Origin of the sequence: Vibrio plantisponsor (genome assembly GCF_013041605.1) — a bacterium.
Classification (GTDB): Bacteria; Pseudomonadota; Gammaproteobacteria; order Enterobacterales; family Vibrionaceae; genus Vibrio; species Vibrio plantisponsor.
In genome coordinates, this window is record NZ_JABEQC010000003.1 from 66,860 (window position 1) to 91,826 (window position 24,967).

Here is a 24,967-nt window from a genome sequence, read left to right on the forward strand (position 1 = left end):
CTTAACCTCTGTCAATGGAAGAAATAGAAAGGGAATCGTTAATGGCGAGTCCGGTCATACCGCCAAATGCACGTTCAAGGGCAAGGGTCACTTCTTTGTTTACTTGCTGTGCGAGTTGTTGTTCGTCCATACCGGGAGCGGCATGAATACCACCAACATTGATTTGAACGGGAGGAAGTGAACGAGCAATCGATTCTTTTCTCTCTCGCTGTTCAATTTTCTCTTTAACCTCTTTCGAGGCCATTAGCTTATCCGGTGGATTCGTTAACTTATCGCCAAGCCAACCGCCAAACAGTTCACCGCCTAAATCGCCAAGCAGTGAACCGGCTAAACCACCTATCACCGTGCCAATACCTGGCAGGACTGCAGTACCCAAAGCAGCGCCAAGGCTGGCACCACCTAAACCACCAAGTAAACCACCGCCTTCAGTGACCGCGCCTTTGGTATTGCCGTCAGATAAAGCCTGTGCAATGTTCACACCAGAGATTGCCATTGATAATGGTCGAATAAGTTTATTCAAACCACCTTTACCAATACCCTCGGCAACATCACCGCCAATATCTAAAGCATTCTGAGCCATTGCCATTGCAGGGCTCATAGCCAAAGCGCCACCGCCTAAAGCCAGAGGCAACGCTCCACGTTTATGCGTAAAAGCTCTTGAAGCAAAGTTATAAGCACGGGCTAACGGATTACGGGAACGAACTCTTGGAGAACGACGACTCGAAGTTCTGCCACCACCACTTCTCCCCCCTCGACCACCACGACCAGAGCCACCACGCCCAGAATTCCAAAGCGTGTCATTCAGCCGGCTAAACTGTTTAGTCGCGAACTGAGCAGCACGACCACTTTCATTGGTTTCACGATTTAAGCCTTTGCGGAATAACTTTCCCTTATCTAAGGTGTTACCGAAGATCAACGAAGCCGCTTTACCTGCCAGAATTGCCCCTTTCAGAGCGATAAAACCAGCGATACCCACACCAACTGCTGCAGTTAAACCTTGGTTTGCTTCTGCAAAGTCAGCAATGCCTGTCACCATGTCACCAAGTGGTTCCAAAACCCAGTTCAATGCAGGCAATAACGCATTACCAACAATGACACTTAAACGGTTTAGCTTGTTCATAAACAACTGCAGACCGTTTTCAGTCGTCGACACCCGGCTATCAAACTCATCTTTTAATGATTTGGTATGAACAGCCTGATCTTCACTCGCCAGTTTCAACGTCTTTTGGAAAAGCTGAGTATTTTTAGTCAGTGATGCAACCGCACCTTTCGACTCTTCACCGAAAATCTGAGTAATTAACGCACTTTGCTCTTCTAATGGTGCCTGTTTGATCGCTTCCAACACTTCAAGGAATGTACCCGAAGCATTGTTCTGCATATCAGAAGCAAGACTTTCAGCATCAAAGCCAATTGAACCCAGAGCAGATTTTTGAGCCTTAGTTGCCGCACCACCAAGCGTTAAACGTCCGGAGATGTTCTTAAGCGCAGTCGCAGATCGTTCTTCGCCCATACCTGCAGCCAACATCGCTGCAGATAACGCTGCAGCATCATTGGTAGAAAAACCAGCCAACTGAGCACTTGCCCCCTGACGAGCCATAACGCCAGCAATATCTTTCGCTTTTGCGTTAGAGTTGTTAGACAGGTAGTTAGCCAAGCCAGCAAGCCCAACCGCACCATCATGATCTAACCCCAAAGCCGCTTTGAACGTTGCTAAAGTTTCTCCAGCTGAGCCAGCATCCATATCGAAAGCAACACCCATCGCTGCAGAATCCAAAACAAAACGCTTCAGTTCGTTCAAGTCTGAAATACCGCTTTGACCGCCTGCAGCCAACATAGCGTTAATATCATTCGCATTAAGACCACCGCCAGCTTTAGAAGCCTGAGTCTTTAACGACCATTCCCGCATTTGCGTCGCCTCTTCTGGCGACATGTTCACAACCTTTTTGACATCAGCAAAGGAAGATTCATTCTTAACGGCAGTCCAGACCGAAGCCGCCATGGGAGCAGAAGCAATGACTAGTGAAGTCGCCTGACCGCCAATCTCACTCAGCTTTGCGTTACGTGAATCAATGCGAGACTGAATAGTCTGCATCTCTTTCATGCGCGCGTTCTGCTTAGCGATCGCAGCAGTTGCTCTGTCAGTCTGCTTTTCTAACCGCTTTTGTTCATCACCCAAACGACGAGTATTAACACCAGATTCTTTCAGTTCTGAAGCCAGACCGCGCAACTTATCACGTTGTTTGGTCTGCTTATCCGTTAAGTCCGAAACACGCTGACTCGCCCTTTTGTACGCACTGTTAAGATCTGAAGTACGCACCTTGCTTTCGTGAATTTCAGTATTCAGCGTTTCAAGCCGCAACTGCGCCCTTTGCAGTTGAACTTTTAACTGTTCCGCACCTTCACCGGACGCTTTTTTCAGTTGGTTATTCAATCCTTTGATTTCAGATTGCGTTTGACTGTATGACGTTCGTAATGCGAGACTTTGCTGCTTGTTTTCTTCTAACTGCAGCCCTAATTTGGTAACGCTCTGCTCTGCATTCTTCGACTGTTCACGAAGCTTTTCCATTCGCTTAATAGCAGACTGGTAGCCTTCCACTTTCTTAAGCTGCGAATTGAGTGAAGCAAACTCACCTCTTTGCTTCACAATTGCTGCCGTTAAACGTTCTGCAGCGGAAGTGGTAGAAACAATGTCCTCAATACCTCTTACAGAAGCATCAAGAACTAAGCTGATTTTATCCGCCATTACGCGCTCCGAGTTTTGACAGAATCAACTCATAACGATGCACCGCTACATCCTGCCGCCAGTTCATAAGCTCGGCTTCAGAAGTGTTTCGGTGCATAGGAATTAGGTCGATTAGAGATTCAATGTCGCTGGGCGAAAGTATCCCGCCGATTGTTGAAAAAAAGCGCCCACCTGCGGTTTTAGCGCCAGATAGTCATTCAGAGAGAGGAAATTAAAATCAGCTTTGGTTAAGCCCGTAACCACCCGGAACATGAAATCTTCACGTTCTTCTTCATCTTCAAGGTCAGCCAATGCTTGAGAGTGGGAAACCATAGGCACCTGAAACTTAATGAGGTTGAACTTCTGGCCAGCTTCATTTTCGAATGGATGTAACAGCGGAAATTCAAAGCTTTCACCATTAAGTTTATTACCCTGAATTTCATCACTCGCCTTAAGAATCAGATCACAGATGTCTTCATAGAGTTTGAGGAAGTCAGGCGACTTCAGCGTATTGAACTTATCCAAAGGTAATTCAGCACACTTTAAGATCAGCTCTTTGCGCTGTTCATATTCTTGCTTAGCCGTCAGTTGGGTTAGCTTGATATGTGGTAATGCTTTAAACGCGGCAGTGGTAATTATTTTCAGATTCACTGTCCGCAGTTTCTTTGCGTCTTCTTCAGCACGAGCAAGAATGCGCTGCATTGCGGCTAGTTGTTCTTCACTGGTTTCATCTGTGACTTCGTTAAGTTCTTTACGCAGCCCAACCAATTCCGCTTCGCGGGCTTTGCTCTTCTCAGGTTCCCAGCTAAAAAACGTTAAGGTACTGGTCAAATTCATCATATTACTTCCATAGAAAAGCCCCTGCTGTTTCCAGTCAGGGGCTTGGTTAAATTAGAGTGTTACAGGCCTGTGAGATCCACACCACCAACAACGGTTTTACCCGTATCGGTGTTGATATCGTGAACGATGACTCCGGTATCAATCAATTTGTACGCTTTACACGTACCTTCAATGGTTACCGAAGGTTTCTCACCCATCTTCAACGGGTCTTTCTTGATACTGGTGATCGGCCCGTACAAGGAATAAACCTCCGCATATACATTGGTTAACGTATCTTTACCGTTCTCAGTAATGTTGATTTGCGCGTTGTCCATGAAGTACTTACCAAGCGCGTTTTGAATCGCCAAGTGATTACCACGCACTTTTAGTGTCCACTTTAGCGCTTCAAAACCTACAACATCTTCAGAGATGACAAGACCACCTTCATTAGAAACCACCTTGCCGTTAATTTCTGGCGGGGTGAAATCGATGATTTCATTCATTAGCGGTACCGCTTCAACCAATGCCGCAATTCGTAAGCGAATACGATCAGCCATTTACGACCTCCTCTAGCCACGCTTCAATTAAGCCGTTGTCTACGCTCATTTCGTACACCATGTGTTCGTTAGGAGAATAGCGACCGTAGTTAACACACAAATACCAACGCCCGGAGGTGTAGTTCTCCAGGTTGTTTTTACTTGGGTGCAGGAATGCTTTGAACACCGGAATCACGCCCTGAGCCACGAGGTTTTGTCCCCAGTTGGTCAGGCGATCAATAACTTGGTTCATAAAGTCTTCGGTGAGCTGTTTACCCATTAACGGCTGACTGGTTTCTTCCAGCTTACGCGCCATTAAATCTTCAAGCCCGACATGGCTAATGAATCGCCCTGTGTTTGTACGGTTACCGATGATCGAATAACCACCCATGCGAGTTCGTGCTATCGTGACCACTCCATACTTGTTCAGGAAGTTAGCCTGAGTGGTGGAATCGTTGATCTTGTAAGAAACATTGCGCGAGGTTTCATCACAGGAAACACCAATATTCTGAGGGCTTTCATAACCCTCGACCGAAGCCATAGCCGCGACCAAAGCAATGGAAGCAGGCATAAGCAGTTGAACACCGTCATAGGTTTTCAGGAACCACGGGTCGATGATTGCAAGCTTGTCTTCTCCGGTACCTTCAGCACCGAATTCCCCCGCAAATTCAGCCGCTGCCATATCGTTAGTGTTTGGACCATCCAGAACCGGACGACAACGAATATCGCGACCAATCAACGCAAGTGATTGACCAACAGGTTTAGAACTAAAGCCGGGAGCCGCAACAATCGTAGGTGTTTCAGGGCAAGCTTTAATGGTTTGTAAGCCAGTGACCGCCCCTGTATCTACATCTGTACCACCAACCACGTTTGCTTCTGTAGCCGCAGCATCAAGACCTTCTTCCACTACAGTGACGTAAACCACACACTTCACGAATTCCATCAGGTAGCGAACCACGTAAGGAAGCGTACCCGCACGGTCACCCGTTGTATCCAGCATCAGCATTGCATCTGAAATTTTATACAGACGCGTCGGTTCGTTGTATGGCAAACCATCATTCTTGTTGGTTGCAGTACCGGTTAAATGAATCACGTGAGACGCTAACGGTCCCATACTCGGCAACGGCTCGATGGTATCAACCGTTACACCATTGAGTTCAAAATCTTCAATTGGTACGAGCATTATTAGCCCTCTTTCTTAGTGGCAGTACTCGTGGTTGCTGCCGTGGTCGTTGGCTTCCCAATCTTGCCGTTAAGCAACAACATGGAAGCTTGGTTTGGCAGAAGAGAAATGGTTTTGTCTTGCTCAGGAGTCCACCATCGTCCGTTCAAACGAAGCGGTTTTAGAATGGGGTAATCCTGCTTTACGGCCTGTTTTTTCGTAGCCATGAATCAGCTCCAATAAAAAACCCCGCCGAAGCGAGGTTGAGGGTTTGAATTAGGGATTTAAGAACCCGCGGGTTCTATCGGGTTATTCTGCCCAACCAACCACGAATGAATCTATCTCTTCATAGGTTGTGAGTGCATTTACAGCTTCATTCATTTCACGTTTACGTTGGTGAATCTCAGCTCCACGTTGAACATAGGCATCAAGTATTTTCTGTAAGTCATAATTAGCCTGGTCTACGTTGTTTGCATCCGTCCAGAATGGCGCTACAAATGTTGATGCCAGTGCGTTACGAATACGGTCACGCGCTGCTGGGTCTGCGTTCCAGTCAATACCATCAACTGTAATAACAAGATCACTCGCGTTTTCCTGACTATCACGCCATATTTTGATTTCAGCATTCTTAGCTATGCGACGTTTCTCGATATCATTCTGCCAGTCGGCTAACTCTGCGCTCCAGGTGACGTATTGGTGTTGTGGTTGGGTGAGTGTGTAATCATCCGTCACCAGTGTTTTATCATCGAACTGTTTAGGCTCTTTGGTTTCTTTACTGTATGCGGTGACTTTTTCAAAGTATGTTTTTACCTGCCATGTGCAGCCATTCTCTTCTTTGTCCGGCCACATGTTTACTTTGCCGTTCTCATCCAACATGGCGAGGTATTCATTCTCAGCCAATTCAATATCAGGTAAAGCCTGAGTGGTAGAAAAGCCTTCGTTGTTAGGACGGTTTTTAATAGAGGCTCTGAATGCGCCCGAAACATCGCTAAAGTAATGTCTAAGCATAGCTGAATACTCCTTTTGGGATCACACGGTAGTGGTCTAGGAATAGTCCCATTGTATCTGTGATGTCAGATGTTCGAGCTACGCGCGAAGCGTCAAATCTTGCATACTGTGAACGACCTCTAGCAGTAGTATCAGAACTCTTTTCAAAAGTCGGCAAATCAAGCACACCGTCTTGATAAAAAGCACCATCAGCGCTGAATAATGCTGAAGCCATGCTGGAACCCGAACCAGAACTTGTATTGATTAAACCAGTAATATTCTGAATATGGTCTTCCTTCGTCGAACCCGCTGCACCATAACCGCCTGCCACTTTGATGTTCATCATCAGCGCCCAGTCGTCAGTGGTGAAGGTTGTTGCACCGTCACCTGTTCCCCAGTGGCCTGCGTAGGCGCGTGGGGTTGCATCAATGGTTGCCTGGTCTGTGAAAAATGCGGATGCGCTGACGATTTCAAATACGGTTGGGTAATCTGTCCGTAGTAGTTCAACCCTGCCTGCGGGTAGCCAGAAATCAGGGTCAGGGTCTGGGCCCACTGCTGACATTGGCATGCCTTTGAAGAGCATGTGTTTTAGGAAGTCGGCGCGGGTTAGGTATTGGGTGTGGGGGTCTTCCTCTGCCTTGTGAGCAGCAATACGCACTTCAAAATCTTCCCAATCCACATACACCGTTGAAAGGTCAATTTTCGCCACAACATTGTCCGCGTTAGTGGAATACATCTCCACCGCATAGCGCACTGAATCTGTAGCCCCCTGCTCTAACGTTGGCTTGTAATCTCCTTTACCACGGGCATAACCATAGATGGTACCGTCTTCTAAACGAATACCGACTTCATTAATATAAAAGCCGCCAACATCTGCAGGTAAATCACCTTTAAACACCAGTAATGTAGGGGTTTCTCCATCAAATAGTAATGCACAGGGAACCGCATACTCCTCTTTGATCATGGCAGTTTGTTCGCGTGGGTCTGACGCATCCGGAAGCAAACCACTACCAAACACCATTTCAGTGACATTTAAACTTCGGTTAAGTTGAATTGAATTGTTTTCTGCAGCAATACCTGCATTGGTTAGATAACAGCGTAAATCTGTATTTTCATCAGCCATGTTTAATTCTCACTGATTTCACGGAATAGAGTGCAATAGATCGGGTGTTATCCATTACATAAAGAGGAGGAACAGGCTCAGCAGCAATCACACGAACAATACGGGAACTTTGTAGTAACAACCCACGATACTTTTTTCCGCTTTGTAACCTTGATAGCGTGATGGTTGAAGAATCTCGCTCTGATTTATAAGTCGTCACACGCGAATTAATACGCTGAGATATTTCAGCAGTTAACGGCTGTTCATCCAACCGCCCTTCTATATTTATCGAATAGGGTTGCTCACCACGAACTACTGAAGAAGTAAAACCCAATGCTTCCAGCGCACCTTTAAGCCCGTATCGGGTACCTGCTTTACTATGAATTGAAAACGCATTAGCGGTGGTTTTACGTTGCTGTGATTTTGAATCACCAGGTTGCCAGTCAGCAACGCCACGTTCTGCAGCAAGCAACACAACAAATTCGTCAGGGGTTAATTCAGGATTTTTCAGATCAGGGTAAGGATTTGTTTGCTGCGCCAGAACCTGATCCCAGGCATATTCCAACGCTTCTTCAATAAGGGTTCGACTTTCAGGCTGAGCGCTCACAAAGTCATTATTCAGCTCGGACATTAACAATCACCTCCGTGCAGTGTGGAGCTTCATCCCAAGCGCACACTACATCTTCAGCAGGTTGCAACACCTTCACGCGCTTAACACCCAGTTCAAAGAACTCATGCCCGATTTCTTCACGGTCAATCACTTCTTCAAACCGGTGCTTACGTTCGGCAAAGTCTTCACCAGCTGCCACAGCAACTTCGTTAGTTACATGGTTGTTTGGGTTTGCTCCGGTATACAAGTCAACTTCAATCACATAGGACTTAATCGTTGCCGCTTTCACCGTTACTTCATCACTCTCCTGAGCAATGTCATCACGGTTTAAATATTTCTGAGCCCGAGCAATTAACTCGGCACTGGGTATACCGTCTTCACTTTCACGGCTGAGAATAGCGACACTCACCTTGCCCGTATTCGCTTCGGTCATGCGTGCAGAAGCATCTTTAACCAGAGCCGTTTGCGTTTCTTCCGGGAAGGTATAACGAACCACGACCGCATCATCTTCTGACTCAACCGTAATTACCGGACGTTCATCCAGAGTCAAAGCATGGAACTTATAGCCTAAGCGCGTTCCTGTGGTGTGGAACTGATAAGCCGCCAAATCAAAACGTCTTAGCAGGTCTTCATCGGACTCCATCACCGCCGCTTTAGGCGGGAATACCGAAGTATCTGCAGCTTCTAATGTTTGACGTTTCAGGCTGTACTGCAGGGCCAGCAAATCCACCATGTCAGATTCAGTGACATATTTGCGGAACATCTGCAGTGCCCAGTAGTTTTTCTCACGTGTATCGGCAATGTATTTCAGAATCAGTGCCTGAAGCACCTGCGCCAACAGTTCGCTGTCATTGGTGAGTGCTTCCTGCAAATATTCTGCTTTCTCTTCGTCGCTATCCGCGCAATAGGTCACGGTAAAATCAACATATTCAGTAAGCAGTGTTTCAAAATCTGGCTCTTGAAATGCCTGAGGCTTAGTCGTCATAAGGATACGCTCGTTGTTAATGGCTCACCCTGCCAACTTCCGACCACAGCTACAGCAAAGCCTGTTGCAGTTGCGACTGCCTGACACTGGCTAACGGTAAGCCCGGTCAGGCCATTTTGTTCATTGGTGAGTGCATCAATAGAAAGGTTCTGAATGATCATCGCTTCAGCGGGGTTTTGATTATTTCCCAAACGGTCAACAGCTCGGTTACCGAAGGTTCTGCGCTTAATGCGTGAAGTGACTTGAGTGGTTAACACTCGTTTAATTCGGCATTTCAAAGCACTAATGCCGGTTACCGTGAGTCCGTTATCTTGATCAATCGCTATCATGACATCATCGCCTGACTGGTTGGGCGGTTCTCGTAGTCGTAATGGAAGTGCAGTTTCACGCTGTAACCATCAACAACCACATCGCCGCCAGTAATATTCATGCCGCCTTCGAATGTCGCAGCGCCACCGCCAGCACCACCAGCAACAGCAAACGCGCCTTGGTGATTAAACAGGCCAGTGCTAATAAAGCTGCCAGTGAAAATACTGTCGCCCGTTCGATTGGTGTTACCTGTATGTTCCTGATCACCAACATGAGTTAAATCAGCATTTAGGAACATGCCACCCGGATAAATACATTTAACAGAGCCAGCATCGAGATCATATGTCTCGGTCATACCACCACCATAATCGGTCATCACTTCGTTTTCTTTTAACGTAGGGAACGGATACAGGTTAGAACGAAGCCCCATCAACGCCACAGCATTATTGAGGTTATCGCCACTGCCAAGGTTAATCAGGATACACTGCTCGCCAACGGTAGGTCTGCGGTAGTGTTTTACCCGTCCTGCAGCAGGAACAAAAAAAGGCGTTCCTTCCGCAAGGTTCGCCCCAGCCTGAATATCCACAGTGTCTGCATTGGCCTGCGCGACCGTTCCTAACCGAATGATATTTTCCAGTCGTCGGTTAGTACTTTCCAATTCTTCAGTTAACCATTCAACTTGCTTCTGCAGTGCTGCTATTCGCCTGAGTAGTTCCATCCAGTTCTGTCCCGTCAATTTCTAAATAGGTTTTTTCTACTGGTCCCATACGAACACGCTGTCGCATGGTGAGCGTTCTGGATAACACGCCCATTTGGGGGTCAAAGCGGCTAGGAAGATTAGAAACAATCTCAACGTCTTCCACATCTTCATAAGAGCCGAAACGTTGTTTAAGCAGCTCACGTTCAAGGCGCGTTGAAGCGTCCAGAGCCTCAAGATCGAAGCCGTTCCGGTTAATAGGAACTTCAATCAAAAAGCGCAGCTCAATATCATGAGACTTGCGGCCATCATTGGAATATTCATTAACCGGCTCTACTTCACCAACAACATAGCTGATCTTCGTATTGTCCAACGGGTGCTGACTACGAACATAAGTAGAACCAATCTCGATGTTAAGCGCCTGCTCAAGGTGTTCAACCACCTTAGCAACCCACTCACGCGGCGCGCGAAAGTACGTTTCTGAACTCACGATAGAAGAACTCCTCAAACTTGCGGTTAATGTCAGGCAGGTAGTTATTAATGATGTTTTCGGTATCTTCGGAAATGTCAACCGTCACCATTTCAATGCTACTGCGCCCTTTCCCTGTTCGACGAAACACTAAAGGCTGATCACTTTGCATCGGCGAGATAAACGCACCGTCATAGAATTCACTGCCAACCCGAACGCCTAACTTGTTTTGTACCGGCTTACCCATTCGGTGAACGCCAATTTCATTCACACCAATCCACAGCTTGGATATACGGCCATTCTTATAAGTACGAAAACGAGAACGTAGAGCCTTGTTATCAATATGAAGTTCATAACCCAGTTCGGCCATTGTCACCGTTCTCAACCAACGATTGGTCAAGGCCGCTGCACGTTGAACCACCTTAGGCAGCTCATCCTCAAATGCTTCAAATTTACGAATAAAGTTTGTATCGAGTAGCATTCGATTGTTATTCGTCAGGATACTCCGACCAGCCATCAGCACGCTCTCCATTACCTTTAAGAATCATCACGTATTCACGGGAGATTTGGCTATCAGTGCCATTACCTTTAACTGGCAGCTCGTAAACCAGTATGTAATCATTCCCTTCGTAAGTGGTGCTGCACTCTTCAGGTAATTCTTCACTGGTCAATAACCGATGAACCACATGCTCACCCTGCTTCGATTGTTTGATATAACCTGTAATCTCTCGCTGATCGCCTTCTAACGTGATAATAGTGATTGGAGAGCCAAAGCAATCCGCGATAGATGCCCGGAGAAGTCCCCGGGCAGATTCAAATAAGCTGCTCATGATTAAGCAGCAGGTACTAATTCAGTGATCACATCACCAAGCAGCAACACACCACCATCCACAAATACACCAACAGGCTGCGCAACAGCACCTTCTGCAACTGGCTTAGTTTTCGTGAATTCACCCGCTTCATAGTAAGCCGCTTCACAAGTAAAGGTTGGCTCATCACCTTCTTTAACAGGGCCGCTAAAGTGACCATCAATATGACACGTCACCGTCACACCAACCGCTACCGATTGAGTAGGCACTACCACCAAAGCACCAACCAGAGCAGGAACATCTTTCACCAAACCGTCAGCAGGAGCCACTACCGCAATTTTTTTACCATCGCTATAACGCATAGTTTTCACCATAAAAAAGGGCGAGCGTCTGCTCACCCATGTAAACCAAGTAACCTATACCAGATTACGCAAATGTCGCTTTCGCAATACCACGACGATCCAACACTTTCGACGTAATGTCGTAAGTAATGCGGAACTTCGCACCGTCACTTGTCCAGCCGTCACCCGTTTCTAACCAAGGGTCTTGCTGACCATCAAGGAAGCCCATCACCACAGTGTCGAAGTCTTTCGCAGTTAAACCAATCGCACCGTTAATCGCGGCAACACGCGCAGTCTCAATCACCTTATTGAACTTCTTATATGCAGGGTTGAAGCTGTCTGGTTTAGAAGCTGTATTCAATACAGCTTCAAGCATTGATGCGTGATCAGGGCTGGCAATCAGGAACTCACCACGTAGGTCTAGTGCATCACCGCCACCATCTTTTGAGCCGTCAAAAGGAACAGAGGTCGCGGTCGCGAAGACTTTATGCAACGCCATAATTAGCGCCTGATAGTCACCAGCTGCGATACCTGCTTTTAAGTTACCCCACTTATCTGCACTTGGTGGTGCCAGGAAGATATCTTTGTTGTCACCCATCTTGCCGCTAAGAATCGCGTTAAACATCAGCTTGTCAGAAAGGCGGTAACCTGCCTGCATGAACTTACGCGGCACTTTCGCAATCAAACCAATTTCATCATTGATGATGGCCTGACGAGTAAACTGAATCGCACGACCAAAAGTCGCCAACTGAATGCGTTCACCGCTGCCTTTTAAGATAGCTGCTTTGTATTCACCATCTTCACCAATCGACATTAGGTCAGGTGAGTCGTTCACCATCACCAATTCCGTTTCGCGGAAGTCGCTAAGGTTTTCAGTGTTCGCCAGTTCTTTCCACAACGGTGCGCGAACTTTCGCTTCATCACGCATTACAGTACGGATACTTTCAGTGATGATGTCGCCAAAATCACCAGAGTTAAATGCCCGGTTGACCAGCTCATTTTTACTCAAGGCTGAACCAGCATTCACACCGAGTGCTGCTTTAGCCATATTCAGCAATGATTCATGACCAAAGCTGTTGTCTTTTTCCAGCTCACCAACACCTGCACGCGCATTTAAGGCGTTCTGCAGTTCATCTTTAACGTGGTCACCATTACCAATACGCATGTGAGTGGTCGTTAAGTTTGCTTTGGTACCCGAGCTGCTTTGATCACCCAGAGCATTCAGTAGTTGCTCACTGGCGGTTTCAATTGTAATGTTCGGGTTGCTCAGAACCTGATTGGTGAGTTCATCACTCAGGTTTAATGTTTTGCACAGGTTACGAAGATTCTCTTTTTCGTTACCCATGTTAAGTAAAATCTTGCTAGACGCCTGCTCTACAGAACATTCTGTATCTTCTAACAATTTGTTAGTCAGCTCTTCGCCTACGTTATGCTTTACACACAAAGCGCGAATTTCTTGCTGACGTTTGTTTTCTGCTTTTACTGCGTTTTGCAGCTCTTCAGCTGTTAATGGTTTCGGCATATCGCGTACCTGTTCGTCTAAATGGTTTTGTAAATGATTAGGGTCGGCGTCTGCCGCCTGTTGTTGTGGCTTGTCTTTGCTACCTTTGTCAGGCTTCAAATCCAAACCGTTAATAAGTGCATCGGGAACATTCTTGAAGTTCGATATTTCCTGAATATCTTCTTCACTGAAGCAGTTCGTCAGGTCTACAGGGTCAACCACTTCATCAACCAAGCCCCATTCAAGTGCTTTTTCTGCGGTGAACCAGGTTTCCTTCTTCATGGCTTCTAAGAAATCGTCTAACGTTTTCTTACCATCAGAGCGGTCCACGTATTCCTGAGAGATCAGATCTCGTGAGTTATTCCACTGCTGCAGTGCCGCTTCCAAATCTTCGTCTTCACCCCACGCACCAATTTGCGGGTTGTGAATCATCATCGTGGTATTTGCTGGCATCTGGCGAACATCACAGGCACTTAAAACATAAGTACCAATCGAAGCTACAAGACCATCAACCACACCCGTAGTTTTACCTTTGTGTGCTTTCAGTGCGTTATGAACCGCAATACCTTCATACACCCCACCGCCACGGGTGTGGATATGAACTTTAATGTCCTTATTGCCGATAGCCTGCAGTGCAGCGACAAGATCAAGGGCGGCTATGTCGTAACTGCCAATAATGCCGTGAATATAGAGCTGTGCTGGCTTGTCTTCGGCTTCGTTGGTTAACGTATACCAGCGCTTATCAATTGGTTTAGGCATCGAGAACTCCCTCGCCTTCTTTGTTGGTGGTGATCGTATCTGCAGACGCAATGTTATGAGCCGGGTCAGCGGTACTGACGATACCCATTTCATTAAGCTGCTTACGTTCTGCTTGAATTTCTTTGCGGGTAGAAAGTGGGTTAATGTTGCGCTCACGCTGAGCCTGACTAAGCGAGAACAGACTCAAACGGGTACCTTTTTCAATCCCTTCCATCTCTTTCTTCGGATCAATCCAGGGCATAACCGGAGCCTGATAAATAGCGTTGAAGATGCTATTCATATCCACATCAGGCGGCATTTTTAGTTCACCGCTGATGATCGCCATTGCCAAAGCATTGCGATACTGTGGACGAGTCCAGCTAAGAACGAACTTACGTTGCAACACCCGATAACGAGCGTAGGAATCAACCAATTCCTGACGGTTGGAAGAATACGCACCATCATAGTTACGGGTTACCGACGAGTTATTCACCCCAACAGCACTACTCACCAACTTTTGCTGAGAGCTACGAAACGGGTTACTCATCGATTCTTTACGATTCGATTCCACCACACCGGCATCTTCACCGGGAGCCAGCTCAAACGAGTTACCCATACCCAAGAAAATATCTTCACTGCGCTCGAAGTCGTTTTCACCCACATTGGCATCACGCTTAATGTAATAAGCAAAGCGGGAAGCAATCTCAGCACTGACCATTTCAGAGTGATCGTAACTTTCTAAACGGCCAATCAAATCCAGCACTGAGTGAAGAATGGAAACACCACGGTTCTGGTGTAGCCTGCGAGTAAACTTAAGGTGACAAATAAAATCCGCATCCACTTCCGCAAACTCAAAACCATTTGCATCACGTTGGATCAGATAGCTAATTGCCTGCCCTAATGCATTACGCTTAATACCCTCCATCACAAAGCCTTGCGGCTCAGTAATATGGCGAGGTACAAACTGAGGCTCAAAAGCCTGAACAGCAAACGGAGTCGTTGACGGGTATTGCAACTGAGGGTGTTTGCCCATGTACATGCGACCAAAAACTTCCCCGTCACGTAACCAGGTACGGCAAGCTAACCACTCAGTTTCACTGCGCGAGGTTTCTTTATCAATGTTCTGAGCCAGTGAATGCAGTTCCCACCACTTGGCAATCGCCTGGGCAAATTCAATATGTACTTCACCTTTATGATCTAAAGGCTGCGGCTCCACCATAATCCCGTTAGGACCAACAACGTTCGCACACAACTCATCAAGAATCGCAGTGACAAACGGGTTGTTTTCATCACCATGACGAGCACGCTGATAAATCGACTTTGCACCTTTGTTCAGTTCGTTCGGTGTCTCTCGGGAGAAGTTTCGCTTTTGCTTTGTGGTTGGGTCTTGAGGAAGTGCTGCGGTGTATTTATTAAGAAGAGAACGGTCATACAGTCGTTTTAAACCTTTTTCAGGACTAAATACTGCAACCATCCGGTCGATTAGGTTTAACTGTTTATTCAAGATAGTTTCTCCTAATCATACTGCGCCTCCCTCCGTTCGACTCCAGAGCAACCAAAGTACTTAAGCGCTGAATTTCACCACGAACGGTAGAAAGGCTGGCTAAGGTCAAACGCTCACCTTCCGCTGTCACCACTTCCTGTTGCTTTAAGATCTTCTGCTCTGCCTCGATATACCATGCAAGGCGTTCACGATTGGTGGGTAATGCTGTCATCCGAAAATGCCTTTTGAATGGTTATAACGGCGCTTAGGTTTGCGCTCAAACTCAGGCGTAACATCGGCATCCACAACATTGGTGTTGAGCTGCCAGTGTGTCGCCCATAATGGCGGACTGTCCCAATTGATATTGTCACCGCCTAACTGGTGCATACCTGCTTCCGCATAGCTGCACAAATCCAAAGTTTCGTTAGAGGTGTTAGGTGGACAAACCCAGTTGCCTTTGTCGTCGATATACTCTGCGGTCAGTTCTTCATACCAGTCGCGGTTTGCCCATTTCGGCAGATGGAAATAACGAGAACCAAATTCAAGACGGGTATAACTAGCCGCAACCCGGTTTTTCAACCGGTTGGTATGCAGAAGTAACAGAGGAATTTCACCATGGGCCAGTTTGCTTCGCTTGTCCGGATAGCTTTCTTTAACCAGCGAATCCATGTCACGGCTTGCGCCTTTCACCAAACGGAATAAATGCGCTAAACCTTTGGGTTTTAATCGGTTGTAGAACTGGTAAGCGAAATCAGTAACCGAAGTTTTCTTACCGTCCCTTTCACCACTGGAACCGCCTGAGTCACACAGAGTCATAGCAGGCTTCATCACTCGTCCGGAACCATCCGCTAACGGGTAAGTTTTCTTAATCACTTGCTCAATCAGCAAATCCCAGTCTTCAGGATAGACAGCCGGGTTAACACGTTCATTATTGCGGTTCGGGTTAGTCAGAATCTCAAAGCGATCAATCACCCAACGTTGCAGACCAACACCAAACACCTGAGCCTGCACCACAAAACGAGCATTTTTACTGCCGCCTTGTACGTCAATACTCATGATCAGGAATCGACCATCGGAAGGAATAACCGCGCGTGGATAATCCACTGCTTTCGCCATTAGTTCATGGGCGCCAATATCGTTGCTTTGCGCTTGAAGAATGTAGGGTCTTCCGATATCAACGTTGTAGAAAGACATCAGCTTGTTTTCATCACCCGTTGTATCAAACTGCCGTTGAGCAGCCAAATAGAGGCGAACTAACTCATCCCAACTTTGATAGGTTGCCACCACGCCTTCAAACCAAAACGTTGCCCATTTCGACTGCCTTATTTGGCCTTCATCGATGACTTCTTCACCGTACTGATCAATTTCACCTTCGCGGAACCATCGACCTTCTAAATTCTTAGCTTGTTTCTGATCTTCGCCAATGATGTGCGTGCAACGTGGACACTTAACGTGAGCCGTTTTAGAGATCTCAATATCGTTATCGAGAGAGTCATCCCAATGCAGCACCTCAAACACAGGCATAAACCAGTGTTCACAATCGTCACACAACCAATAGAATCGACGTCTGTCACCTTGGTTGTAGATTTCTGCGATTCCCCCACATGGCTGGGCTTCGTGAGCACCTAACTTTTCTTCAGGTAATGGGTTTCGAACCAAACGACCAGGAGAACTTTCTGCCATAGCCATGCCTGACGATTTTGCGTTTTGAACACGCTTTCGCATTAGGGAGAACTTGTCACCTTCTTGCCCGACTCCATCATCATCACGATCATAGTCAGAGCACGCGACATACCGATAAGTTTCTGCCGATAGGCTGGTCTCGGTGGCGGAGTCTAAGTTGAGATTCATTCCATTCAAGAAGTGTTTGTACGTTAGCGTATCGTCTGACTTTCTGCCGGTTCTAAGCTTGGCGATCCCTTTAGTCGCTGAAAAGCAACGCGCGAGGTCTTTTTTCGCCATGCTTTCTGCTTTCTTCTTCGTAGAGTAGATCAGCAACATATCACCTGGTGATTGGGTGAGAGCGTAGTTGATCCACCCTTCTACCAGTGCTTTCGTTTTACCGCTACGTGCTGGCCCCATTAACCCAACAACATCGTAGATTCGACGCGGCAAGCTGTTCATGGGCTCTCGCATATAAGGTACTTGAGACGATAAGAACTTGGTGACATCCGTACCGTTAGAGATCCACAATTCATCATCGGCTGCTTCTACTGGGGTTTTATCTTCTGGACGACAAAGGTAGGCCAGCTTCCTACGAATGGCTGCAGCATCTGCAAACTTAACGCCTAAGCAATCATCAAACTTGTTCAAGCCCATCAGTCACCGCCTCTAAATCAAAATTAAATAGCCTTTCCAACTCTTCGAGCTGTTGCGGAGTAATCGTAGAAACAGCGGTTTCTACTCGAGTAATCGCCGTCGTTTTAAAGCTCTTAATGGCGGTGATACAACGCCCTAGCTCACTTTCATAATCGGTAACATCAACCACCTCTTCGGTGTCTTTCATAAACTTGAGCTTTTCGCCTTGCGCCTGAATGTAAGCACGAAACTCAGCTGCAGTTTTAAAACCCATGAGATCAGGAGCATCACTTTCTTTAACAGGTGCCTGAGTCAGATAAGGCGCAACCTGAACCACGTCATACAATGGTGTAGAGCCTTTGTAGGCAACAGGCTCGATACCTGCTGCCTTCAATTTTTTCCGAATGGTTGATCTGTGGTAATCGAACAACTCTAATTCTGTTAAATTCCAGAGTCGTTTTTCATTGTTCATAGTGACCTCTGTTAGTTATCCCGTCTCTCCGAGAGTCACGCCGCTTGTTCGCCTTAGGCTGACGTTGCCGTTAATGAGGGGAAGTCTTCACCCTGACTTGTGTCTTTTTGATTTTTCTGTTGCGCTCACACGAAGGAGTAAGCAATGGGTCAGATTGCTCCATGGTCATAGCTAACAAAGAAAACAGCGAGACACCCGCGCTAACCAGACGGTTAATGAATAGGGCCACCACCGTAAGCACGTAACACAATGGCCGAAGCCTGAAGAAGCTCGACGACTTCTAATGACATGTACTTTTTTGCTTTTGGTGGTGTTAATTAGGGAAGTTAAGAAGGAGTGTTCAATGCTTTCATTCTGGCGTTGTGGTATTCCTCATCACGAAGAGCTTTTAGTTTTTTCTCTTCTTCATCTTGAAGAACCTTGCGTTTGTGATGCTCCAACCTCTGATTAGTGAGCTTCCGCTGCATAAAGAACAAAATAAGAGTCGTAACAATACCAATCACCAAAGCGATATTAGAAAGAGACAAATAACCACCAATCGCGGTAGACACACTCGCCACATAGCTCGAAGCTGATACTGATTTATCCATAGAAGCCTGATTCATATTGGTTACCTCGCCGTAACGAGTGGTTGGGCGACACATTCAACAGGTAACGTTCTTACATATTCCTGCAAGCCGGTTAACTGCTTAATGACTAATTCGTGTTGGTTTCGGAGACGGAAATAAGCTCGTTCAGCGTTTGCTGTAAGTTGGGCGGTTCGCTCATCATCCACGCTGGCGGTGCTGGGCTTTGTGGACACTGCAGGACATCGGGCATTGACGAGCAACCGCTTATTACCAGCAGCGACATCACGCTCAAGCTGTTCAATTCGCGCTTTAGCATCTTCCAATTCCTTGGTTTTCGTTTTATCTATCAAAGCCACTTCTGCATTATTCAGCTTCATAGTTTCAATAGTGGAAGCAAGAGACTCAGCAAGCTTCTTTGATTCATCCAGCTTCAACTCTAAGCTACTAATCCGAGATTTCTGAATAAAGAACATCGCCACCAGGAACGCGACTAATACAACACCTATCAGCTTTGTATTCATACCGTTCTCGCATAGCCGCATACGGCTTGTTCTATTTCGCGCCTATTCATCAACCCTTTCCAAGGCTTACCACCTGCGAATATCCAACGCGACATTTCATCACAAGCACCATTGAGATCACCCAAGTTCAACTTCTTGAGTAAGGTAGAACGAATAAACGCCCCTGCCCCGGTGTTGTAAGCAAAGGAATATAAAGCGGCTCTTTGGGTAACAGAAACTGTGACTTGAATATGTGGGTCAATAAGTCCTGCGATATATTTGAGGTCTTTATCAAGCAGTACCTTACACTCTGCTTCGGTGTAAGTTTTATCTTTGATGATATCGTCGCCTGTATGCCCCCAACAAACGGTAAGCACACCCGCCACATCGTAATAAGGTTTGTAGCGCACACCTTCTAAGTCCATAAGCATGGCACTTGCAATAGAGAGTGCAGCAGTTGAGATCGCCGCTATCACTCTGGTAGACAACTTACTCACTCGCTCACCTCCAAGGCATAAAAAAAGCACCCCGAAAGGTGCCTGAAAACATGAAGTTGGCATTGTGCAAACGCCAGAAACACAAAAGCCCCACCGATTAGGTGAGGCTCTGCATCGTGGTAATACTGCGCCATTTAGGGGTGAATGTCAACACTCAAATCAATGCATAACTATTTGTTTCACACATTATGAAGCTCTCTCTACACAAAAAAATTTAATAGAATACAATACGATGAAAACTCGATTCTATGGGAAAATGGTGTGAAACTACTAAATGTATCAATAAGAAAATTACATAAATATATCTCAACAGAGTTATCATTTGATAATGACTTAAGTATCATTACTGGCGTAAATGGCAGTGGAAAAACTCAAATATTGAGATTGATTGATGCGGCACTTCGCTTAAATATAAATTACATAAACGAAATAGAGTTTGATTTATTTACTTTAGATTTTGAACATGAGCAAGAAAATTATAATATTGAAATAGAAAAAAAACAAAAAACATTTAATTTCAGTATCAACGATGAACTAATAAGTATACCTTATGAAGACAAGCAGAACTCGTTATTCGCTCGAACAAAAACTCTTAAGGATGACTTTATTCTACATTATCAAAACTCTCTGTTCCAAAATCCATCCTCAAGCTTTCTAGTGTTTTCTAGAATTAGACCCCCCCTTCTGCTAGGTCTCAATCGTATAGTTGAAAATGAAGAAGAAATTTCACTATTTGACATTGAAAAGAAAGACCCATGGTTAAGAGAACCAAAGATTAAAGAGAAGCCCGTTCACAATGATCACATGTTCAATAGTATCTCTCAATGTAAAAAACTGATAATGAATGAGAGTGAGTCAATTAAGAAATACGAAGATGCTCAAGCATCTGTACTAAGAAATAAAATAATCACTTCCTCATTTGATTATTTAGATGGAAATTTTTTATCTCCAGATGATTTATCAACTAAATTACAAAATGTTTACGATAGAAAGAATTCTATCATAGAGGAACTAGAAAAACTAAACATAAATGATGCTAACACTAACGCTCAAATAGGAATATTTTTTGATAAACTAGATAGACTAAAATTTGCTTTTGATAAAAACAAAGAAAAAGAAATAACATTTGAACTTCTTTTAAATCTTTCTCAAATAGAAAGGGTGTCAAACATAATATCTATAATCGATGAAAATAAAAAAACAATGGATATTAAAAGAGAAAAGCTAACATCATTTATGGATACTGTTAACGAGTTTTTTAGTTATACAGGAAAAAAAATCGTCATAACAAATCTCGGACGAGTGTTTGTTGTCGTGAATAGAAAACACAGAGTAGAACTTGAACGATTATCTTCGGGTGAAATGCAGCTAATATCAATAATCTCAAACATGATTTTTTGTAAAAATAACAATCGTGGACTTGTTGTCATCATTGATGAGCCTGAAATATCTTTACATGTAAAATGGCAAGAAATATTTATCGAAGTTTTACAAAATATTAAAAAGGATGCGCAACTAGTTCTTGCGACACACTCCCCTGATATTATTGGAGATAATATAGATTTTTGTCGACCAATTAAAAATCAAGGATAATTTCATGGATGACTCACTACTAATACCAACTAGAAATGAGAAAGCAAAGTTTGCAAGATCAATACTAACTATTGATTTTAATGAGATAGATATTTATATTGAAGACACAAAAAAAGGTTATCAAAAACTATACATACAATTATTATCTAGACTATTTAAAGACCAATACAAAATATCAGATGTCCATCCTATTGGTCCAAGGGCATTAGTGATAAAAAAATGTAATGAAAAAAAAGATAAACTAACTAGACCAAGCTTATTTATTGTTGATGGTGATTTATTTTTACTTAAAGGCGAAGAAAAACCTCTTCCAAAAGAAGTTTTTCGACTACCAAGATATTCAATTGAAAATATAATTTTAGACGAAGATTCAATCATTGATTACTTAGATGATGAAGTAGAAGTTGAATTATATGAAGACATAAAAGAAAAAATAAAATTCAAAGATTGGATCAATAATAATAAAACACCTTTAATTGAGTTATTTCTTCATTATTCAATTTTACAAAAGCATAAGATATATAGTGTTCAAACAATAAAACACAAAGTATCAAAACTAACTATAAATGACTCAGAAAATGTCGATTCAAATCTTATAGAAAGCAAGATATTAGAATGTAAAAATGCAATATTAAAAAAAATCAGCAATGAACAATACTTAAATGAACTAGTATCAATAAAGAAAAATATCACAACTTCAGATTGTGTTTTTTTAACTCATATATCAGGAAAAGATTATATCTTTCCACTTATGAAGCGACTGTTTAAAAAAGTATTAACAAAAGATATTGCAACAACAAATTTTGTTCTTAGATTGGCAAAAAAATGTCCTGTCGACCTAATATCAGATTGCAAAAATCATATCATTGTTCCATCAAGTAATTAACAGTGCCGATAAATGGCAGTAGACCTAAGTATACTGCCAATACATCACGCCGCCTCCCTCTCAATCCTTTCCATCAAAGCCAACATAGCCGCATTACGTTTATCTGAAAGCCAGCGGGCAACATCTTCCAAAACTGGGTGATAGCGTTTGAACATGGAATAAGTGCAAGCGAACTGGGTTGAGCACATCATTGCGAAGCGTGTTTCTTTGTTCCATGGCACACGGCCGTCATCGCAGTGAACACAATTACGTGTGTGCCTGTGTTGGTTCTTATAAACACCTGTACCGTTGCAGCTGCTGCACACACGGCCTAACGGGTGCGTTGCTTCTTCAATGGCAGCACTCACCAACGCATAAAGGGCCGCTTCACTTTTCTGACCTCGCCAGGTGTTGATTTTATCTGCACACTCAACCATCACAGCCTTTTCCAAAGCCTTGCGTGAATGGCTGCAATTCTGAGTTTCAACAAACAGAACCAGAAAACCAACCGGTGATTCCTTCCAGGTAATACCAACCATGGCAAGCTGCTCTTCTAACGAGAACAAGCCTTTTCCACCGCCATTATGCATTTGTTCGTAATTAAGCCCTTTTAAACTGAATTTCGCCAACAACGTTTCTGGTCGCATCAAGCACTCTCCATTAATTCAATTGAACCGCTTACTTCGTTACCAAACACATCCCAACCGTCCGTTGCTGTTCTGGCGAACATTTCAAGGCGTGGAACATCACCGGCTAACTCAACAATATCTTCACGGAATTCATTTGGCTTTTCGCTGTGCCTGCCAACGGGAGCACGACGAACAGCACGAACACTTCTCGAAGCAGGTTTAAATTTGCCTTTGGTGGCGATAATCGCGGATTCAGAACCAGCACGGGTGTAATAGCCCAACCCGAAGAACGGTAGGTTGTTCTTGGTTAGCTTTTCCCACACAAAGCCGTTCATGTTGCGTAGTGTAAAACCCCACGCTTTGACTAAATCAATCGCTTCCTGTGGCATTGCCCCAACCCACCACATCACCAATAAGCAATCATCTGCAGCAAGTTCATTCACAGGTAGGTTCTTCAAATCTTCAATGGTCATGCAATCGTAGAGCTGAGCAGCTCCGCTTGTCATATTGCCGCCTGTACGCTTGGAGTTAAACGCCCAAGGGGGATCAGCATAAATCACTGAGTATTTCTTTTGCTCTGCTTGGTTCACGCTTCCCCCTTACGAGCCTGACGGCGGTAACTTTCCCATGTAAAACCAACCCACTCGCCATTTTCTAACAAACGCTCTATCACTCGCTCACCAAGCACATGCGTTAAGTCATTCACGTTTAGGTTGGAAAGAATACCGGTTGGTTTCTCGTTGGTATAACGTGAATCGATGATGGTATTAATCATGATAGCTTCATGGTCGTTCATGCGTTGTACGCCAACTTCGTCCAGAACCAGTAAATCAACTTCAGCCAAGTATTTCAGGAACTGCGCCTCAGTAACGTTCGAACCCTTGTTGTACTTGTCGCGAATTTTCAGCATCAGCTCAGCAACAGTGATCACCAAAACGTTTTTCTTACGCGCCATCAGTGCATTCGCCATCGCACAAGCTAAGTGGTTTTTACCTGTGCCGGTTGAACCAGAGAACACAAAGTTCTTAGGCAAGCCGTCAAAGAATTCAGTAACCCAACGACGAGAAACGTTAAACGCCTGACGCTGTCCCTGATTGGTGGTGACGTAATTATCAAACGAGCACTTGAGGTGCTTTTTGCCAATACCGGAACGCCCAAGAACTGACTGAGCTTTACACGATTGGTGGTGCGCATACACCGCCTGACTAGTCTGCTGAACAGACTGATCATGAATCCGCGCCATTTGCTCACGAGTGTACGGAACCACATTGGCAGGCATGGCCTGTTGTAATCGCTGCATGAAATTCATTGGTCGCCCCCTTGTGCGTTGCGTTCACGAAACCACGCTGGAGCTTCGTACTGGCTTGTGTCCATGTTCTCGGAATACGGTTCGACTTGGTTGATTGCTGGCTTACTCTGCCCTTGCTGCGGAGCTTTCAGCGCGAACAGCCCTACCCATTCGAAGTCGATAGACTGGTCAACAATGCGCTGCTGCAAGGTTTGGTCACCATGGCTGAGTTGCACAAGTTCGTTCATGACACGAAGTTCACCACGTTCGGTTTTGAATGGTTTCTTGAGTTTGGCGCGATAATCCAACCACTGAGCCCAAGCAACCGTGTTGAGCTGCTTTGGCAATTTGGAATTTTCTACTCGAGATTTGCGTAAGATCTTTTTGTTAGTAGTCTCTGGTAGTCTATGTGTAGTCTCTGTTTTAGTTTGGCTGATTCCGCCATCACTGCTTGGCGGTTTCGTGCAATCTAGCGTGGCGCTTTCCGCCATTCTAGTTTGGCGCATTCCGCCATACTGGTCTGGCGCTTCCGTACATTCTGGATTTGGCAGGTTTTCGCACTCTTTTTGACTGAGAAGTAACAGCAAATTTTTGTCATTAATGCGATAGAAAACACGACAAGGCACACCCTGTTTTTTCTCTTCCAGAATGCCGAGTGACTTCAACTTTTTGCGCGCAGTTTCCTGCTCACGACGCGTCATTCCCGTTTCTGCTTCCCACTCATCTTGCGTTTTGTAGAAGTAACCAGACCCGTTGGTTCTACGGCTCCAATACAAAGCTTGGCTGAGGAACAAAGCGCCAGTGATCCCAAGCCCTAACTCAACAAACGGTCGATGAAACGCAATGGGGCGATCAAGCAATTCGACAAGGTTCATTGAGCTCTCCTACAGCATGCCCACAGGCGTTTAAATTCTTCGTGGCTAACTTCCACGGTGATTTTTCCGTTAAAGACGATCCAGTGATCGACTCCCCTAACGATTTTTCGA

29 protein-coding genes are annotated in these 24,967 nt (G+C 45.1%); 2 read left to right on the plus strand and 27 right to left on the minus strand.

Annotated features, from left to right (window positions below; genetic code table 11):
- Position 1: 1 nt before the first annotated feature.
- The 23 genes from HKI82_RS05690 to HKI82_RS05800 form a co-directional block, all read right to left on the minus strand.
- On the minus strand, positions 2-2,743 hold the full coding sequence (locus HKI82_RS05690) for a phage tail tape measure protein (protein ID WP_171137435.1): 2,742 nt from the start codon (positions 2,741-2,743) through the stop codon (positions 2-4).
- A 111-nt stretch (positions 2,744-2,854) separates the two neighbouring features.
- The gene (locus HKI82_RS05695) at positions 2,855-3,562 is read right to left on the minus strand and encodes a phage tail assembly protein (protein ID WP_240956653.1); all 708 of its coding nucleotides are present in this window, start codon (positions 3,560-3,562) and stop codon (positions 2,855-2,857) included.
- Between the two features lie 59 nt (positions 3,563-3,621).
- Complete coding sequence (locus HKI82_RS05700; RefSeq protein ID WP_171137436.1) at positions 3,622-4,098, minus strand: phage major tail tube protein; 477 nt, start codon at positions 4,096-4,098, stop codon at positions 3,622-3,624.
- On the minus strand, positions 4,091-5,260 hold the full coding sequence (locus HKI82_RS05705; RefSeq protein WP_171137437.1) for a phage tail sheath protein: 1,170 nt from the start codon (positions 5,258-5,260) through the stop codon (positions 4,091-4,093). The genes HKI82_RS05700 and HKI82_RS05705 overlap by 8 nt, the downstream gene beginning before the upstream one ends.
- Positions 5,261-5,262: 2 nt before the next feature.
- The gene (locus tag HKI82_RS05710; protein WP_171137438.1) at positions 5,263-5,466 is read right to left on the minus strand and encodes a hypothetical protein; all 204 of its coding nucleotides are present in this window, start codon (positions 5,464-5,466) and stop codon (positions 5,263-5,265) included.
- An 82-nt stretch (positions 5,467-5,548) separates the two neighbouring features.
- Positions 5,549-6,247, minus strand: a complete 699-nt coding sequence (locus HKI82_RS05715; protein WP_171137439.1) for a DUF4376 domain-containing protein — start codon at positions 6,245-6,247, stop codon at positions 5,549-5,551.
- Positions 6,240-7,349 carry a phage tail-collar fiber domain-containing protein gene (locus HKI82_RS05720; RefSeq protein WP_171137440.1) on the minus strand — a complete coding sequence of 370 codons (1,110 nt, stop codon included), beginning with the start codon at positions 7,347-7,349 and terminating at the stop codon, positions 6,240-6,242. Before HKI82_RS05720 ends, HKI82_RS05715 begins: the two co-directional genes overlap by 8 nt.
- A complete protein-coding gene (locus tag HKI82_RS05725; RefSeq protein ID WP_171137441.1) occupies positions 7,342-7,959 on the minus strand; it encodes a phage tail protein in 618 nt (205 codons plus the stop codon). The genes HKI82_RS05720 and HKI82_RS05725 overlap by 8 nt, the downstream gene beginning before the upstream one ends.
- On the minus strand, positions 7,943-8,923 hold the full coding sequence (locus HKI82_RS05730; RefSeq protein WP_171137442.1) for a baseplate J/gp47 family protein: 981 nt from the start codon (positions 8,921-8,923) through the stop codon (positions 7,943-7,945). The genes HKI82_RS05725 and HKI82_RS05730 overlap by 17 nt, the downstream gene beginning before the upstream one ends.
- A complete protein-coding gene (locus HKI82_RS05735; protein WP_171137443.1) occupies positions 8,920-9,252 on the minus strand; it encodes a GPW/gp25 family protein in 333 nt (110 codons plus the stop codon). Before HKI82_RS05735 ends, HKI82_RS05730 begins: the two co-directional genes overlap by 4 nt.
- Positions 9,249-9,950, minus strand: coding sequence for a phage baseplate assembly protein V (locus HKI82_RS05740; protein ID WP_171137444.1), 702 nt, complete (start codon positions 9,948-9,950; stop codon positions 9,249-9,251). Before HKI82_RS05740 ends, HKI82_RS05735 begins: the two co-directional genes overlap by 4 nt.
- Complete coding sequence (locus HKI82_RS05745; protein ID WP_171137445.1) at positions 9,907-10,419, minus strand: hypothetical protein; 513 nt, start codon at positions 10,417-10,419, stop codon at positions 9,907-9,909. The genes HKI82_RS05740 and HKI82_RS05745 overlap by 44 nt, the downstream gene beginning before the upstream one ends.
- A complete protein-coding gene (locus HKI82_RS05750; protein ID WP_171137446.1) occupies positions 10,385-10,915 on the minus strand; it encodes a phage tail protein in 531 nt (176 codons plus the stop codon). The genes HKI82_RS05745 and HKI82_RS05750 overlap by 35 nt, the downstream gene beginning before the upstream one ends.
- On the minus strand, positions 10,887-11,228 hold the full coding sequence (locus HKI82_RS05755; protein ID WP_171137447.1) for a hypothetical protein: 342 nt from the start codon (positions 11,226-11,228) through the stop codon (positions 10,887-10,889). Before HKI82_RS05755 ends, HKI82_RS05750 begins: the two co-directional genes overlap by 29 nt.
- A gap of 2 nt (positions 11,229-11,230) precedes the next feature.
- Positions 11,231-11,569, minus strand: coding sequence for a hypothetical protein (locus HKI82_RS05760; protein ID WP_171137448.1), 339 nt, complete (start codon positions 11,567-11,569; stop codon positions 11,231-11,233).
- A gap of 64 nt (positions 11,570-11,633) precedes the next feature.
- Entirely contained in the window at positions 11,634-13,808 is a 2,175-nt protein-coding gene (locus tag HKI82_RS05765) for a head maturation protease, ClpP-related (protein WP_171137449.1), read from the minus strand.
- Positions 13,801-15,291 (minus strand): phage portal protein, encoded by a 1,491-nt coding sequence (locus tag HKI82_RS05770; RefSeq protein WP_171137450.1) that lies wholly within the window; start codon positions 15,289-15,291, stop codon positions 13,801-13,803. Before HKI82_RS05770 ends, HKI82_RS05765 begins: the two co-directional genes overlap by 8 nt.
- Positions 15,284-15,502 carry a hypothetical protein gene (locus tag HKI82_RS05775; RefSeq protein WP_171137451.1) on the minus strand — a complete coding sequence of 73 codons (219 nt, stop codon included), beginning with the start codon at positions 15,500-15,502 and terminating at the stop codon, positions 15,284-15,286. Before HKI82_RS05775 ends, HKI82_RS05770 begins: the two co-directional genes overlap by 8 nt.
- Positions 15,499-17,589 carry a terminase gpA endonuclease subunit gene (locus tag HKI82_RS05780; protein ID WP_171137452.1) on the minus strand — a complete coding sequence of 697 codons (2,091 nt, stop codon included), beginning with the start codon at positions 17,587-17,589 and terminating at the stop codon, positions 15,499-15,501. Before HKI82_RS05780 ends, HKI82_RS05775 begins: the two co-directional genes overlap by 4 nt.
- Positions 17,570-18,040 carry a hypothetical protein gene (locus tag HKI82_RS05785; RefSeq protein WP_171137453.1) on the minus strand — a complete coding sequence of 157 codons (471 nt, stop codon included), beginning with the start codon at positions 18,038-18,040 and terminating at the stop codon, positions 17,570-17,572. The genes HKI82_RS05780 and HKI82_RS05785 overlap by 20 nt, the downstream gene beginning before the upstream one ends.
- Before the next feature lie 326 nt (positions 18,041-18,366).
- Positions 18,367-18,645 (minus strand): HP1 family phage holin, encoded by a 279-nt coding sequence (locus tag HKI82_RS05790; RefSeq protein WP_171137454.1) that lies wholly within the window; start codon positions 18,643-18,645, stop codon positions 18,367-18,369.
- Between the two features lie 5 nt (positions 18,646-18,650).
- The gene (locus tag HKI82_RS05795; protein ID WP_171137455.1) at positions 18,651-19,130 is read right to left on the minus strand and encodes a lysis protein; all 480 of its coding nucleotides are present in this window, start codon (positions 19,128-19,130) and stop codon (positions 18,651-18,653) included.
- Positions 19,127-19,606, minus strand: a complete 480-nt coding sequence (locus tag HKI82_RS05800) for a lysozyme (RefSeq protein ID WP_261881145.1) — start codon at positions 19,604-19,606, stop codon at positions 19,127-19,129. The genes HKI82_RS05795 and HKI82_RS05800 overlap by 4 nt, the downstream gene beginning before the upstream one ends.
- Positions 19,607-19,867: 261 nt before the next feature.
- On the opposite strand from HKI82_RS05800, the gene HKI82_RS05805 reads away from it, so the two are divergent.
- Together HKI82_RS05805 and HKI82_RS05810 are read left to right on the plus strand one after the other, a co-directional pair.
- Positions 19,868-21,199: an AAA family ATPase gene (locus tag HKI82_RS05805; protein ID WP_171137457.1), complete on the plus strand. Its 1,332-nt coding sequence runs from the start codon at positions 19,868-19,870 to the stop codon at positions 21,197-21,199.
- Positions 21,200-21,203: 4 nt separating this feature from the next.
- Positions 21,204-22,085: a DUF4435 domain-containing protein gene (locus tag HKI82_RS05810; protein ID WP_171137458.1), complete on the plus strand. Its 882-nt coding sequence runs from the start codon at positions 21,204-21,206 to the stop codon at positions 22,083-22,085.
- Positions 22,086-22,129: 44 nt separating this feature from the next.
- Here the strand turns inward: HKI82_RS05810 and HKI82_RS05815 are convergent, their stop codons facing one another.
- From HKI82_RS05815 to HKI82_RS05830, 4 genes are read right to left on the minus strand one after another with little or no spacing between them, the layout of a single operon-like run.
- Positions 22,130-22,711 (minus strand): hypothetical protein, encoded by a 582-nt coding sequence (locus tag HKI82_RS05815; protein WP_171137459.1) that lies wholly within the window; start codon positions 22,709-22,711, stop codon positions 22,130-22,132.
- Positions 22,711-23,283 (minus strand): MT-A70 family methyltransferase, encoded by a 573-nt coding sequence (locus HKI82_RS05820; RefSeq protein ID WP_171137460.1) that lies wholly within the window; start codon positions 23,281-23,283, stop codon positions 22,711-22,713. The genes HKI82_RS05815 and HKI82_RS05820 overlap by 1 nt, the downstream gene beginning before the upstream one ends.
- Positions 23,280-23,993: an ATP-binding protein gene (locus HKI82_RS05825; RefSeq protein WP_240956654.1), complete on the minus strand. Its 714-nt coding sequence runs from the start codon at positions 23,991-23,993 to the stop codon at positions 23,280-23,282. The genes HKI82_RS05820 and HKI82_RS05825 overlap by 4 nt, the downstream gene beginning before the upstream one ends.
- Positions 23,994-23,998: 5 nt before the next feature.
- The gene (locus HKI82_RS05830) at positions 23,999-24,856 is read right to left on the minus strand and encodes a hypothetical protein (protein ID WP_171137462.1); all 858 of its coding nucleotides are present in this window, start codon (positions 24,854-24,856) and stop codon (positions 23,999-24,001) included.
- Between the last annotated feature and the right edge of the window lie 111 nt (positions 24,857-24,967).